This is a genomic window from Arthrobacter sp. R3-55, assembly GCF_054161505.1.
Map to the genome: position 1 here is coordinate 14,370 of NZ_CP096423.1, position 15,343 is coordinate 29,712.

The 15,343-nt window shown below is 59.5% G+C and carries 8 protein-coding genes; 4 read left to right on the forward strand and 4 right to left on the reverse strand.

Annotated features, from left to right (window positions below; genetic code table 11):
• Positions 1–102 precede the first annotated feature (102 nt).
• The 4 genes from M1D51_RS00070 to M1D51_RS00085 all read left to right on the forward strand — a co-directional run bounded on the left by M1D51_RS00070 (position 103) and on the right by M1D51_RS00085 (position 9,616).
• A complete protein-coding gene (locus tag M1D51_RS00070) occupies positions 103–1,116 on the forward strand; it encodes a ParA family protein (RefSeq protein WP_458108046.1) in 1,014 nt (337 codons plus the stop codon).
• A 67-nt stretch (positions 1,117–1,183) separates the two neighbouring features.
• The gene (locus tag M1D51_RS00075; protein ID WP_458108047.1) at positions 1,184–2,410 is read left to right on the forward strand and encodes a ParB/RepB/Spo0J family partition protein; all 1,227 of its coding nucleotides are present in this window, start codon (positions 1,184–1,186) and stop codon (positions 2,408–2,410) included.
• A gap of 5,956 nt (positions 2,411–8,366) precedes the next feature.
• Positions 8,367–8,765: a helix-turn-helix domain-containing protein gene (locus M1D51_RS00080; RefSeq protein WP_458107041.1), complete on the forward strand. Its 399-nt coding sequence runs from the start codon at positions 8,367–8,369 to the stop codon at positions 8,763–8,765.
• Positions 8,762–9,616, forward strand: coding sequence for an IS3 family transposase (locus tag M1D51_RS00085; protein ID WP_458107040.1), 855 nt, complete (start codon positions 8,762–8,764; stop codon positions 9,614–9,616). The genes M1D51_RS00080 and M1D51_RS00085 overlap by 4 nt, the downstream gene beginning before the upstream one ends.
• A gap of 311 nt (positions 9,617–9,927) precedes the next feature.
• Here the strand turns inward: M1D51_RS00085 and trxA are convergent, their stop codons facing one another.
• From trxA to murJ, 4 genes are all read right to left on the reverse strand, one after another.
• Positions 9,928–10,254 carry a thioredoxin gene (gene trxA, locus M1D51_RS00090; protein WP_014923339.1) on the reverse strand — a complete coding sequence of 109 codons (327 nt, stop codon included), beginning with the start codon at positions 10,252–10,254 and terminating at the stop codon, positions 9,928–9,930.
• Positions 10,255–10,289: 35 nt separating this feature from the next.
• Positions 10,290–11,246: a thioredoxin-disulfide reductase gene (trxB, locus tag M1D51_RS00095; RefSeq protein WP_458108048.1), complete on the reverse strand. Its 957-nt coding sequence runs from the start codon at positions 11,244–11,246 to the stop codon at positions 10,290–10,292.
• A gap of 228 nt (positions 11,247–11,474) precedes the next feature.
• Positions 11,475–13,169, reverse strand: coding sequence for an ABC transporter substrate-binding protein (locus M1D51_RS00100; protein ID WP_458108049.1), 1,695 nt, complete (start codon positions 13,167–13,169; stop codon positions 11,475–11,477).
• A gap of 141 nt (positions 13,170–13,310) precedes the next feature.
• Positions 13,311–15,323 carry a murein biosynthesis integral membrane protein MurJ gene (gene murJ, locus M1D51_RS00105; RefSeq protein ID WP_458108050.1) on the reverse strand — a complete coding sequence of 671 codons (2,013 nt, stop codon included), beginning with the start codon at positions 15,321–15,323 and terminating at the stop codon, positions 13,311–13,313.
• Positions 15,324–15,343: the final 20 nt, after the last annotated feature.

The window sequence follows — 15,343 nt, forward strand, 5'->3', positions numbered from 1 at the left end:
GGCTGAGCAGTTAGGCTAGAGAACGGCAGCAAGCGCCGAATGAGAGTGAGAGTGTGACCAGTGGGCAGTAGTGAAACCTCCACGCAGCGAATCCCCCCGTTTATGTCGTTGGGGTCCGCGCGGGCAATGGCTACACCCTCCGCGTCTCTTCAGTCTGCGATTGTGCGTCCTAATTCGGTTGAGAATGCTGCCGTTTCACGTGAAACCGTATCTGATGGAGTGCATAACGTGATGGATTCCATTGATGACTCAAGTCCGATAGCCCGCCAGCTGGCCAATGAAACCCGCCGACGCGAGCGGTTGATCGGCAGGGAGCTCCCCAAGCCGGATAAAACCCGCATCTTCACTGTCTCCAATCAAAAGGGCGGGGTGGGCAAAACCACCACCACGGTGAACATCGCCGCAGCCCTGGCCTCTGCCGGGCTCTACGTGCTGGTGATCGATATTGATCCCCAAGGAAACGCCTCCACGGCACTTGGCATAGAGCACCATGCCGACGTGGACAGTATCTATGACGTCCTGATCAACGACCTTCCCCTGAAGGACGTCGTTGCTGCCTGCCCTGACATCCCGAATCTGATCTGCGCCCCCGCCACCATCCACCTCGCCGGCGCTGAAATCGAGTTGGTCTCATTGGTGGCACGCGAGCAGAGGCTTCGAAGAGCCATTGACGTTTACGCCAAGGAGCGGGAAAAGAATGGTGAAGGCCGGCTGGACTTCATCTTCATTGACTGCCCTCCCAGCTTGGGTCTGCTGACGGTCAATGCGTTCTGCGCAGCCAGTGAAGTTTTGATCCCCATTCAGTGCGAGTACTACGCACTGGAAGGGCTAAGCCAGCTCCTCAAGAACATTGAGATGATCCAGAAGCACCTCAACGCTGACCTGGTTGTTTCAACGATTCTCTTGACCATGTATGACGGCCGTACCAACCTGGCTGCGCAAGTGGCCTCCGAGGTACGTCAGCACTTCCCCGAGCAGGTTCTGGGAGCTGTAGTCCCCCGTTCAGTGCGTATCTCTGAGGCCCCGAGCTACCAGCAAACGGTCATGACTTACGATCCTTCTTCGAGCGGCGCGCTCTCCTATATGGAAGCCGCTGCCGAAATCGCCGAACGCTAGAATTCTTGAAACACTGCAACAGCCTGAGCAGGTCCGTGCTCGGCCATTTCATCGGAGGGATGAATCAATGAGCGAAAAGCGAAGGGGCCTCGGTAGGGGTCTTGGGGCTCTCATTCCCAGCTCGGCCGCGGCCCAGGGAAACGGTTCTGCGCCGTCCCGCCCAGTGGATTTGTTCTTCCCGGAAGCAAAGAAGTCCGTTGAACCGGTAGTGGAGACTCGGGCTTCCGAAGCGGCTGTTGAAGCGGAGCCTTCGCAGTCGGCTGGTGCAGCAGCAACCGCCGGTAAGGCCGCAGTGCAGGAGACTAGGAAGTCTGCGGCGTCCAATTCTGCTGCGTCCAAGGCGCCGGCCAAGTCCGCCGCCAAGTCAACGCTGGCTAAGCCTGCGTCCAAGCGAACTACTGCTTCGTCGACTCCGGAAACCAACGATGTGGAGGCGGCTTCCTCTTCCTCTGCGTCAAGCGTGGAGCTGGTCGAGGTCCCCGGCGCCCGCTTCGCCGAGATTCCGGTAGGTGACATTCACCCGAACCGCAAACAGCCTCGCTCGGTCTTCGATGAAGATGACATGGCAGAGCTGGTCCACTCGGTTCGAGAAATCGGCGTCCTCCAGCCAATTGTTGTACGTACTTCAACCGAAAAGGGTGGAGAAGCGTATGAATTGGTCATGGGTGAGCGTCGATGGCGTGCAGTTCAGGCCGCGGGCCTTGAAACCATCCCTGCGATTGTCCGAGACACCACCGACGACGACCTTCTCCGGGATGCGCTGCTGGAGAACTTGCACCGGAGTCAGCTGAACCCCCTTGAAGAGGCTGCTGCGTACCAGCAGCTCCTGGAAGACTTCGGCACCACCCACGAGCAGCTTGCGGACCGTATTGGCCGCTCACGTCCGCAGGTCTCCAACACGCTGCGATTACTGAAGCTCCCGCCCTTGGTTCAACGACGTGTAGCTGCCAGCGTACTTTCAGCAGGGCACGCTCGTGCTCTTCTGGCACTCCCGGACGCGGCCGCCATGGAACGTTTGGCTCAGAGGATCGTGGCTGAGGGTATGTCTGTCCGTGCGACAGAGGAGGCGGTGGCCCTTTATCAGGACCCCACTACGCCGGCCAAAAACAGCATTCCGAAGCCGAATGCCCGCCACGAGCGTCTTGATTACCTTGCGTCTTCCCTCTCGGACCGCTTGGATACCAACGTAAAGATCACTCTGGGAGCCCGTAAAGGCCGTGTTAGCATCGAGTTTGCCAGCGTTGAGGATCTCAATCGCATCATGGATGTCCTGGGGCCTGGCGCCGAAGACTGACACTCCTGACTCTCTAAAATGGGATCTGCTCTCTGAGTAGGTCCCATTTTGCTTGTCACCTGAGTTTTCTCCTACGAAATGGGCACGGGGGCGCCCCATTTTCCGCGCGATATTCGCTGCCCGGGCATCGAAAGTTCCTTAGAAGTGCATGCTCGGGATGTTTCACGTGAAACGAACGTGGGTCCTTCGTCCTTGCGCAGTTGTGGGTTTATGCCGCTTGAAAACCGCTGTTCTGCAGTATTGCCACTTCGGATGGTCACACCTTCTTGTGGTCTCCCAGGCTGGGTGGCTACTGTTGGGCAGTGATGGGAGACAAATGGATACAAGCGCTGAGTTCTCCAAAGCCGCTGCATTGTTGGTGTCGCATGGATGGGATGGACGTGACATCGCCGTATTCACCTGAGACAGGCGACGACTAGCCCTAAACTGCTTGAACGGATCTATTCGAGGGTTTCACGTGAAACACCTTGGCTATTTGCATTTCGACATCGATCTTGGTCCAAGGTCGCGTGTACCGGTCAAGAGTTGCGCGCCCCGCGAAGTAGTTTAGGTCGCTTAAACGGTACATTGAGTTTGATTTGTCGTCGCCCTGAGGTCAAAACGCAGTCAAGGCACCTTCGAGGCTGGCCAAGGGACTGCCAATGTAGCCGCAAACTTCTCTGGAGGTCAGCGGTCCGCCGCCAGTACCTTCTCATCAACTAGGAGGCAACCAGGTGGGACACTCACAAACAGTGATTTCGGGCTTCTTTGGGCAGGACACCGATGAAGTTGCAGTTGCCTGCCTGTTTGTTCAGCGAAGCTCTCCTACTCCTGCCTCGAACTAGCTGGTTAGATGTCCCCGTCACGTTTCACGTGAAACAAGATCGTGAATGGACTCGACTCCAGATAGCCCGCTTGGCAAGTAATCTGTACAAGCTTGGAGGTGCCACGGCCAGGCGCATGAGACCTTTTGACGGAGCCCGATCAGCCTTCGAGGAGAGGAGCTATTGATAGCTCACTATTGGATAGAAGGGCGGGTCATGTTGATGCAGGTGTTTCACGTGAAACGTAAGCCGAAACTACTAACCAATGTCTGGCTTTTCGATAAAACTGGGAAGGCAAGTCGCTGCTCAGTGAACGGCGTTTCACCGTTGAAGGCGGCCTCTGAATGGCACTTAGAGAGTGGGGCGTTGAGGCGCCATTCAGTCGGCCAAGTGTTTCAGTCTGCGAGGCCCCAGATCGGCTTCCCAATGGTGGACACCGGCTTTGCTTCCTAGCCAGCTTCTCAGGGGGACTCCCGTTGGCCCTCCCCCGTATACCGTAGGAGTCTACACAATAGGCCTAGGAAACCGCGTTCAAAGGCTCCGGAAGGTGGCTTAGGTCAGCTGCGAAGGAGCTTGAACTGGACTAGTCAATGCCGTTGGACACCGGCCGGCTTGCGGCGACTTGGTGTGACTCTGATTCCAGACTGAGTAGTTGTCGGGAGGCAGCTACGTTGGCAGTCGTGCGGCAGTCCTGAGCTGTGCCGTCTTCAAAACTGTTAGCCCCACTGCCGGCAGGCAGATTGCACGTTTTCATTCGCCTCTCTCTGGTGTTCGGCTAGCCAGGGCCAGCACTCTGTGCCCGATCCGCAGCAAGCGGTGGAGCTGCGCCGACTCGGTCCACCACTGCGCCATCTGCTCGGAGTCGTGAGCTTGTTTCGTGGGAGGTCCCAAGGCTGGCGTTCCTCTATAACTCGGCCAGCCTCCAATCGTTGCTTTCGAGTTCCCTGCGGTCTCCCTGGTGAAGGCACGGAATTCGTGCCATTGGCTAGTGGGGTGTTCTGAACTCTCAGGAGGACTCCTAACATGTTGCTTTTGCCTGCTGGTATCGACGCCGCTTGAATCAAGATGCAACCGTAGCTGATGCGGTCATGATCGTTCAGGATCGCGTCCCTTCTCCCCAGCAGACCACTAGTGGGGCTTCGGTGGCAGGCCTCCCATGGTTGCTGCGGCAAGGTCCTGCTGTTCTCAAAATGCTATGGGCGGCAAAGCACCACAGCCCCGGGGGCAGAAGGGAAACTAGTCGGTACTCTGTTGGCTGTGGCCCTGCGTTTATGGGCAATGGACCCCGGCAGTACCCTGTGATCCAATACAGGATGAAGACAGGAACTGCCGACGACGTCATCTGCGACCGCACCACCGATGGTAACTTCTCATTGGACGGTTGGTGAAGTGGTTGACGAATGGTCAGATGTCGCTGTGGCCGATAGATGTCGTCATGGTGTTTCCGCCCGGTGCACACTGCGGGGCTCACCGTGATTATTGTGTGCGCGATTCTGAAGCTGGACGGCTAATTCATTTCCGCTCGTGATCCTAGGGCGGAGTGTTTCACGTGAAACGGTGAAGCGGTCGGGTCGATGGATGCCTCAAACCTGGCCTGAGGCCTGTGCATAAGGAAGTGGATATCCCTGTGGATATCACTGGGGATAACTCTGTGGGTATTGTGAGCTGCTGAGGTAAGCATCGGCGCTTATAGCGGTCCACGTGATCGTCTCGCCAGCTCGTTAACGCCACCTCGGGAACGACCCGAGCGGTATGCGCGAGAACCGACACCGTAGGAGTCACGCTTCGGGTCTTTACCCCCTATTTTCATTGGTTTTCGGGGCCAATCCCGGCATTCACTACGAGCTGAGCTCGCGTACGTAAGCCAATGCGGCTCTGAGGAAACGTAGAGCTTCGACGTACTTCTGAATCAGGAAGGAGAACGATTTGTGAAGGGGCTCATACTCAGTGGATAAGCCTGTGGATAACTGTGTGCACAACATCAGGACAATTGGGTGCAGCTCGGTGGACAACCACCGTCACAATTTCCCCGACGCTGCATGGTAGGCAGGCGCTCAGATGGCCTTGAGACCTCCGTGTAGATGAGGACCAAAACGATCTGGCGTTAGGGGTCTCCCTATTGCGTTCCAGGGCAAACACTTCAATGGGGATTAGGGCGTCGATGGCTGCGGCCTGACAGTGTCCCGCGTTTTGCTAGGGGCATGGCTCCTTACACAATCATCGGATGTCTTTCCCGCGTGGCAGCACTGGTGAATTCGACGGGCTATGTGTACTCATCACGCCGGGCCTAAAAGCGACGGACAGCATGTCCGGTCATTGACTGGCGATGGGGCACGTCAGCTATGTTGACTTGTGTTCCAAGAGCCATCGGCATTCGATTGGATGGCTAGTCTCGGAGGTGCTCGGAAAGAGATGACCCCGTCCTAGCCGCAGGGCCGTGAGCAGCCCGGCACCATCTCCGTGCGCAGTCATGTGCTTCTCGCATTAGTCTGCTAGGACTACACTCCTACGCTGGAGCAACATGTCCTAGGCAGTGTTTCACGTGAAACGGGTCTGCGCGGTGTCCTCCCTTCGTATTCTAAAGACGATCGCTCCCTGCAATGAGCGCAATGCCAGATCGTGCCGGTAGATTGTTCGTGATTGTAGTGGGTTAGTACGCCGCAGCAGACCCCTAATGTTTCGGCCACACGCATCCGCTTCCTTCTCTTCTCTGGGACGCCCGCCACACTAACGGTCAGAGTCTTGATTTTGGATCCTGACTCCCTGTAGCGCCACGCATAGTTCTGGCCATCGTCGGATGCCCTACCGTCCCGCGGTTGCGGTGATTCCCCACTGCCGTCGTGACTGAGTGTTCGCTGACCTTCACATATTCTCTTTCAACTGAAGCCCCTATGGACTCGATGAGGGAATGCCGGACCACGCTGAATCGCCTGGATGTCACTGGACTTGTCGTGAGGGCAAGTTGGTGGTCGCCGGGCATTGCTCTTGTGGGTCACTAGGGTGGTGCAGTGACTATAGACCGTGGAGTTCGTGGGTGAAGTGCACGTAGACGTGCCACTTGGTTGTGCGCGTTTTCCAATGTTTCACGTGAAACGGACCGCGAGAACTAGCGGCCAAGAATGACTACCTAGGTCCGTGACAGTCGCGGGCCGTCGCCAATGGCGCCCGGAGCTGGCCCCGTTCTGCTGCGTTAGCCTCTGACTTCAGTCCCCATAGTCGCCCCCAAGCATCGGCTTCTCTCTGGTCCCACAGCAAACCGGCTATTCACACGGTGCTGAAGTGCTGGTTCTACATACTCACGAGAGAGAGGAGTTGCAGGCTGAATACTTCGCCGCCCGTTGCCCCTAACAGCCACCAAGGCCCACGCTACTGCTTTGAACGAGTTGCTGACGCCTACATCTCTGTTCCGTTGCACAAATACTGGCACCATATCGAGAATTTCCTAACGCGGCCGACTCCGGAGATATCTCTCAGGTGTCCTGGCAGCAACCACGATCGCTAGCCGGTGAGCCTTGATACTTCCTTAGTGTGTAGGAATTCAAGGGGACTACAGTGATCTTTGATCGCTTGGAAGTTTGTTGCCGTGTTCCTGACCATCGCTGGCGTACTTAGCCTTCTCACAGCGCCTGCGAGTTGGGCTTTACGGTCGATGGATGCTCAAAAACTAGGTCCGCCCCCTGACTCAATGACTTGAGCACCCCGATGAGGTAGATCCGGAGGCGACTGGCAGGCGACCAGCGGGGCGCTGGAAGGGTCCCCCGTAGGTGACTCCCCTGAAGTCCGTTCACGGCCGGAATCGGTTCTGGAGGGTCTTCTGGCTGCCGTGAACGGCCTCGGGCGCTTGGGGCTAGGCAAAAGTTCATCGCTGCCAGTAACCTTCTGTCGAGTTTCCACAGACTAACGATTCATCAGACTCAGACATCAGGATCATGTGCCTGGGACACCGACACCAACCGTGCGGTGTTTTACGTGAAACACGCGCTGCATCAGTGAAGCTAGACGCTTTAAGTAGACTAAGGGATCCCGGCGCTGATCTGCCGCACACTGGTCGTTCCCGGAGCGCGGCAGCCGACCAATGTTTCACGTGAAACAGGGGGCTTTATCGGTGTGGAGAGCGGACGTTAGAAGGCCAGAGTTTGCACGCGCTGGTTTGCCGTCCAGGGGACATTCTTGAAGCACGCCCTACCCGCCAGCGTTTCACGTGAAACCACCCACTGACTGGGCGGAGCCAAGGATGGGGCATTTCCAGCTTCTGCCCTTCCTGTCATTGCAGAGACGGGGACTATTACTTAGCCGCTTGTGCTCGGTGACGTGTCGGGCTCAACTGAAATGACAACTGCAAGTAGCTGTACAAGAGTCGTCTCGCCAGCGAGTGGGGGAAGTTGAGGACAATGCCACACGCTGTCCGAATGGGCCTGTTGAGAATATTGAGGGTCGCCGACCGTGCAACTCTTATCTGGAGTCGTGACTCTCGCATTGGATTTCCACTGGCACTCTAATTTCACCCGCACGTGAGTGACTTCCTAGGCATCGGCAGCGATGAAGCCCCTGCGGATCTGTGACCAGTTGTCCGCTTCCCACCGCCATGACCTGCCTTCATCTCCCCTGAATCCTGCGTCATGGACACTCCCCAAATAGAAAGCTGAAGGGTTCGATCTAGTTACAACCGGAGTTCATCCACTGAATCTGAGTAAGTCCGACCGTGCCGACGAAAGCGACCGGCATTAGAGCCATTCAGGAGTAGCGCATTTCAAGCACATCTCCTCCAAAGTGTTGCCGATGACAATGTAGCGGTTGGCCCCTGACTGCCTGTTTGAGCGCCACACCATCCGCTCCCGTTTGATGGGCCCAGGGAGGACTACCAGGATCATAAGCTCCGCTCGGTTCGATTGCACCGTGGTGGGAGAGGGTTGCCCGGGAGGGCGTGGGATGAACTGCTCCCCTGAAGTTGGACTGAGAATTTCAGTTCCGATTTGAGGGGAGCAGTTTTTATGTGTTCGCGTAGTTCTTTGTCTGTGGTGCAGCGGGTCTCGGCTGTAGCGTGTTTTGAAAGGGGTCTGGGGTATCGGGCGGCGGCCCGGTACTTGGATGCGCCGCCTGTGCCGGTCAGGGGACTGTATGGGTTATGGAGGATTCATGGGCGAGGAGTGTTGGTGACCAAGGCGCCGAAGTCATACTCTTTCGAGGTCAAGCTGGCGCTGGTGCAGCGGTTCCTGGCGGGCGAAACCGGGCCGGACTTGGCTGTTGAAGCGGGCCTGTCTTCACGTCAACTGCTGCAGAAATGGGTCAGGGCTTATCGATTGGCGGGTGAGGATGGGTTGCGGCCAAAACGCAACGGCACGCCAGCGAAGCCGAAGGTCGCACCTTCTCGGGAACCCGGGGCCGTGCCCTCGCGGAAGCCTGGTGCCGTGCCGTCCGTGAAGTCCGGGGCAGCTCCGCGGTCTGCGGAGGTTTCGGAGCTTGAGCAACTGCGTCGGGAGAACGAACTGTTGCGGGCTGAGGTGGCCTACTTGGGAAAATTGCGGGCCTTGAGGGCTCAGGAACGACGGTGAAGGTTCAAGCCCTCGTTGCTCTCAAGGCTGATTACCCGCTCCCGGTTCTGCTGCGGGTCGCGGGGCTGGCCCGCTCGACGTTCTTCTACCATCAGGCCCGGCTCCTGTCCCCGGACCCGAAGGAAGCTCTCAAGAGCGCCATCACAACGATCTTCACGACCAACCACGGCCGTTACGGACATCGCCGCATCCACACCGAGCTGGTGAAGCACGGCTGGACGGTGGCGAAGAAGACCGTGCTGAAACTGATGCGCGCCCTGGCCCTGCGCTGCAAGGTTCGGCAGCGGAAACGCTATAACTCCTACCAAGGCGAACAGGGCGTGATTGCACCGAACCTGCTGAACCGGGAATTCGACGCCGATGCTCCGAACCAGAAGTGGGTCACCGACGTCACCGAGTTCCGCGTCGGGGACCGGAAGCTCTACCTTTCACCCGTCATGGACCTTTTCGACCGGCAAATCATCTCCTATTCCATCGGTAACTCCCCGAACCTGGAACTGGCCAACACCTCGCTGCGTCAGGCCATCACCTGCCTGGAACCGGGTCAAAAACCGTTGGTGCACTCGGACCAAGGTTTCCAATACCAGCACGTGTTCTGGCGGCAACTGCTCAGCGAAGCCGGCGCCACCCAGTCAATGTCCCGCAAGGGCAACTGCTACGACAACGCGGTCATGGAGAACTTCTTCGGACATCTCAAGGAAGAACTCTTCCACCACGTCCGGTTTCTCAGCACCGACGCCCTGGCAACAGCACTGCACGAGTACATCCGCTGGTACAACAACGAAAGGATCTCCACCAAACTCGAAGGCCAGAGCCCGGTCCAATACCGGGCCCAGACCCTCGCAGCCTAAAATCCCAATAGCCAGTCCAACAATCGGGGACCAGTTCAGGATGTGGGAGGGGGTTGGCTGGGTGGGGTTGGGATGTGGGAGAGGGTTGGTTGGGTGGGGGTGGGATGTGGGAGAGGGTCGAGACTCCCCTACCCCAGGTAAGGGAAAGTGTAATGCGGGCTGAGTGTACAGCTGAAGCAGTTCACACCAAAGTTTGCAGCTTCAGCAAGCCCAAAAGGTTTACTTCTCCCAAAACAACAAAAAACCGGCGGCTGCCGATCCGTGAGGAGCAGCAACCGCCGGTTTTCGATAAATCAGATCAGGAGTTCAACCTAGGACAGGACGTCCGCGAATTCCTTCTCGAAGAACTGCTTCGGCTTGGCGCCGATAACAGTGCTCTTAACTTCTCCCCCGCTGAACAGGTAAACGGCCGGGATGGACGTGATTCCATACTCGGCTGCGATGGCGGGGTTGTCGTCGACGTTGAGCTTCACAACGTCGACCTTCTCGCTGTACTCAACGGAGATCTCGTCGAGGATGGGACCAAGCTTGCGGCAGGGGCCGCACCACTCTGCCCAGAAGTCCACGATGACCGGCTTCTCGGAAGCCAGGACATCCGTGCTGAAGCTTGCGTCAGTTACGTCTTTTGCGTTGCTCATAACTTTTCCCTTCGTATGGTTGCTTGGATGCAGCTTTAGGAGTGCAGGTCTGCCAGGTAGTGCTCAACGTCAAGGGCCGCCACACAACCGGAGCCCGAAGCCGTGATGGCCTGGCGGTAGGTGGGATCGATGACATCGCCTGCAGCGAAGACACCCTTGACGTTGGTGCGTGAACTGCGGCCCTCCACGGCGATGGTTCCCTCGGGGGTCAGATCAACCTTGCCCTTGATGAGATCCGTGCGGGGATCGTTGCCGATAGCCACGAAGACGCCGGTGACAGAGAGTTCGGACTCGGTGCCGTCCACGAGGTTCTTCAGCTTCAGGCCAGTGACCTTGTCCTCACCGAGAACATCCTCGACGGCGGTGTTCCAGACGAAGTTGATCTTCTCGTGAGCCTGGGCGCGATCGCCCATAATCTTGGAAGCCTTGAGGGTATCGCGGCGGTGAACCACAGTTACGGACTTTGCGAACTTGGTGAGGAACAGTGCTTCCTCCATTGCGGAGTCGCCACCACCGATCACGGCGATGTCCTGGTCCTTGAAGAAGAAACCGTCGCAGGTTGCACACCAGCTGACACCGTGGCCTGAGAGGCGCTTTTCGTTCGCCAAGCCAAGCTCACGGTAGGCCGAACCAGTGGACAGGATGATGGCCTTCGCCTGGAAGGTCTCCCCCGTACCGATGGTCACGGTCTTGATGTCGCCGTCGAGATCCAGTTCGGTGACGTCCTCAAACTGGATTTCGGTACCGAAACGCGCGGCCTGCTTTTCGAAGTTCTCCATGAGGTCCGGGCCCATGATGCCATCAGGGAATCCCGGGTAGTTTTCCACGTCGGTGGTGTTCATGAGTTCGCCACCAGCGGTGACGGAACCGGCAATGAGCAGAGGCTTCATGTTGGCGCGGGCGGTGTAAACGGCGGCTGTGTAGCCGGCAGGGCCTGAACCTACGATGATGACGTCACGCACCTGCGATGCGCTGTTTTCTGCAATGCTCACGTGGCGTGAACCTCTTCCTTAGTCGATGCTGCGGCTTTCGGGGCAGCCACCTGACTCAACCCCGGCTACGCCCCAAATATTCCGTTGGAGATGGGGACCTGAAAGCCACCAATATTCAGGGTACCGTCTGCACGCATGCGGGTTCTAAGCGGTGAAGCCAAGGCAAGTAGCAGTAGAGGCCGTTCTGACTAGTCAAAACGGCCTCTACTGCTACTTACTTGGGTGGGGCTACTGGACGGTGACCTCGGCCAGACGCAGACCGAACCCGAATCGGGTCTTCGGCGCAGCCAGCTTGGGCAGGGCCTTGATATCTACAATGACGTACTGCGTCTGCGTCGGCGCGGCCAGGGGCATGGTGAGTTCAGGCGAGGTGAAGCTGTTGGTACCTACCAGTTTGGCTCCGTCCATGGCGGGGCGGTCGTTGGTGTAGACGCTGATGCTGCCACCGGATCCGCCCAACTGGTTCAGCACAATGGACTTAACCTCGGTCTTTTCCTTGAGCTCAATCACCAGAGGCATGTTGGTGACGAGTCCACCCCAGTCTGCCGTGGCAAACTCCATGTCCGACCAGTAACTTGCCGCATTGCCGTCGAAAGCCCTGGCAAGGTCTTTGTCGTACGTGGCGGCAAAGGGGAAGTCGCCGAGGCGGGAAATACCTTCGATGGCTGGCGGTGCAGCCGGAGGCGCTGTCTCGGAAGGTGTGGGTTCCTCGGACTTCGTGCTGCTGCTGGTCTGGGGAGCGGGAGTGCTCTCTGAGGCTGCAGGTGCGCCACTGGGAAGGAGGCTGCCCAAGTTGGTGACCGCGAGGACCAGACCCACGATCAAGACAGCGGCCAGCAAGCCACCGACGAGCCAGCGGAGCGAGCGGGGCTCCTTCTCCGGAGCGTCGTCGTCCTCGTACACTTCCTCGTCGTCGTAATCTTCCTGGACAGCGGCGGACGCCGGGAAGCTGGAGGGGGCGCGGTCGTAACCGGAGTCTGAGGTACCTCGGGCTGCGGCAGAGGCGCCGGCAGCGCCGGCAGCGGCACCTCCTCCGGCGAAACCGTAGTCCTCTTCGGACCACAGGGAAACCTTGGGTTCTGCCGGCTCACGCGATGGTGCAGGCTGGGCATTGACGGCCTGAGTGGGCGGCTGCGGTGGCGCGGCAGGAGCAGGGGGCGCAGAAGGAGCGGGTGGAGCCGGCTGCGAGGACACCGCCTGAGTGGGCGGCTGTGCGGATGTAGCGGCATTGGAGGCACCGGCAGGGGAAGCACCCGCACCGGCAGCTGAAGAACCAGCACCGGCGTCGTGATTCTTGGACGCGGAGTTCTTCAGCGCGGCAAAGCCCGCGGCTCCGGCACCGGCGGCAGCAGCCAGCTTGCCGGCGATCCCGCTCTTGGCTGACGACGGGCTGGCGGCAGGCCTCGGAGGGACGTTGCCGGCCTGTGGCGCAGCGGCAGGATCGGTGTCGTCCTCATGCGGGATGGGGTAGCCGTTTTCGTCGTACTGGATGTATGCGGCGTCATGCTCGTCATCCTCATACAGGCCGTCGTATGTTTCAGGCTCATACGTGCGGGGCTGGCCGAAGATCTCGCTGCCGAGCGTCTCAGTGAAGAACGGCTCGATGTACGGCGGGTTGGTGGCAACCACCAGGTCCAGCAAATCGGGCGCGCTGCTGTGGTTGGTGATGAGGTACGTGGTGTTGTCGCTGACGCCCAGATCAAGGATCTGGACGTGGCCGGGGCGCTCCCCCGTGGCGACTTCGCGGGCGCTCTGCGCAACCTGCTCAGCATTACCGGGTCCGGCGACAAGGATGCTCACGGGACGGTTGAGGACCTGGTCCACGCCGTCGAGCACCTGATCTTGGTCATGCGAGGTCAACACATTGGCTGTGACCTTGTAGCGGCCGCCAAGTACTGATCCGACGTCGATCGGGTGGGACACGTGTTCCTCCTAGGCTGTCCGGGAGCTGCGGGTCCTGCACGCGGCCGGCCCGGCGAGCCGGTTCAACCGCTTTTGCAACTACCTGTATTCATTTTCTAGCCTAGCCGATTCATGCGCCGCGCCCATGTTGGCGCCACCGGCTCACTTGCGGTGGTTTCCGCGTGTTGGGAAGTAGGGATTGCGTCCGGCGTCGCCTTGGTAGGTGCGCCGACCCGGCAATGGGACCTGCGGGCGGAACTTGCCGCCGCGTGCGGTGCTGGGTGCGTCCTCTTCGGGCAGGTATGTCTTGGGGGCTCCTGCACTGTCCGCGGCAGGCACTGCAGGAGCCCGGTCCACGGCCGGACCGGCCCGGTAGGATGCCGCATCGAACTCGCCCGAGATGCGCGGAATCAGACCGGTATCGTCCGAGACCGTGGCGCGGGCCGCCGTCGTGGTTTCCACGGGTTCGCCGGAAACCGGCGCTGGAGCACCCCGTCCCAGACGTCCCATCAGCGGCCGCAGGAGGTCCCGCAGTTCGGTGACGTGGAAGACGCGCAGCAGGACCAGGTACGCGAGCAGCATGACGGGCCCGACGACGACCACCGTCACCAAGGCGGCCGGGCGGCTGCTCCAGGCGAAACCGTCGGCCCGGTAGCTGCCCAGAAGCCACAATGCGCCCGCACCGGCCAGTGCGGAACCGAGACCCGCATACCCCATGCGAATGTACGAATTGGCGATGCGGGGACCGTCGAGGTGGCCCAGCAGGCGGCGCAGGAACACCACGCTGATCACTACGGAGAGGATGTTGCCCAGGGTGTAAAGAATGGCGATGGCGTAGATGATCTGGCCCACGGGCAGGAACTGGATGAAGAAAGCTCCCACCACGTAGATCACGGCCAGCCACAACTGGACATACAGCGGCGTACGGGCGTCCTCGTTGGCGTAGAAGACGCGGGACATCATGAAGTTGGCGCTGAGGAACGGGGTGCTCAGGGCAAGGATGGTGAGCGTTTGGGCCAGCATGACGCCGTCCTGCGGCTTGCCGCCGGAGAAGAACATGCCCAGCGGACCAGCCAAGGCGAAGAGGGCCAGGGCGCCGAAAACCGTGGCTACGGCCATGGTCCGCAGACCGTGGGAGAGGGCGTCGCGAAGTTCGGCCTTGTTGCCGTCCTGGGACGCGCGGGTCATGCGGTTAAAAAGGACGGTAGCCAGGGACAAGGCGATGATCGAGTGCGGCAGCAGGTACAGCTGGCTCGCGACTTCCAGGACGGCGTTACCGGGCAGGACCGCAGCGCCCACCGTATCCCCTGCGTTCTGCAGGCGGAGCCGCTCTGCGCCGGGAATGGTGGCGATCCTCATGATGTACAGGAAGGCCAACTGCCCGACGGCGGCCGTGGCCAACGTCCAGACGCTCAGCTTGGCTGCCTGGCCCAGTCCAACGCCGCGCCAGCCAAAGCGGGGGCGGAGGCCAAGGCGCAAGCGGAAGACTGGAATGAGGAGGATGGCCGTCTGGGCCACCACACCGAACGTGGAGAACCCCGCTATCAGGAAGGTCTGGGTGGGTCCCCAGTTGTCCAGCGTGTGCGGGTTGGTGATGTTGGCGCCCAGGATCCAAATGAACATGCCCAGGCCGGCGATGGCCACGAGGTTGTTGAGGATGGGGGCCCACATGGCGGGCCCGAACGCTCCGTGGGCATTCAACACCTGGGTCAGCAGGGCATAGAGCCCGTAGAAGAAGATTTGTGGCAGGCACCAGAAGGCAAAGGTGACGGCAAGGGCCTTTTGCTGCTCCGAGTAGCCCTGGGTGGTGAGGTCGATGACCAGGGGTGCCGCGAGGGTCACCAGCGCCGTCAAGGCCAGCAGCACCAGGACGGCCAGGGTGAGCAGGCGGCTGATGTAATCCGCCCCGCGGTCCGGTGCCTTGCTGGCCTTAATGATTTGCGGGACCAGAACGGCGTTGAACACGCCACCTGCAACCAGCAGGAAGATCAGGTTGGGCAGGTTGTTCGCATTAATGAACGTGTCATTGACCGTGGAACCCAGGCCAAGGGCGGCACCGAGCATCCAGGTTTTGGCGAAGCCAAGGAACCGGGAAACCAGCGTTCCTGCGGCCATGATGGCACTGGAACGGGCTTCTCCGGATTGAACGGACTGGGTTGTTTTGGCTTCAGACATCGCCTTTATCGTCCCACGTA

What these genes read in the sequence shown, in the direction of transcription:
- M1D51_RS00070 (WP_458108046.1), top strand. Translation starts at nt 103, where the DNA reads ATGTCGTTGGGGTCCGCGCGGGCAATGGCTACACCCTCCGCGTCTCTT.
- M1D51_RS00075 (WP_458108047.1), top strand. Translation starts at nt 1,184, where the DNA reads ATGAGCGAAAAGCGAAGGGGCCTCGGTAGGGGTCTTGGGGCTCTCATT.
- trxA (WP_014923339.1), bottom strand. Translation starts at nt 10,254, where the DNA reads ATGAGCAACGCAAAAGACGTAACTGACGCAAGCTTCAGCACGGATGTC.
- murJ (WP_458108050.1), bottom strand. Translation starts at nt 15,323, where the DNA reads ATGTCTGAAGCCAAAACAACCCAGTCCGTTCAATCCGGAGAAGCCCGT.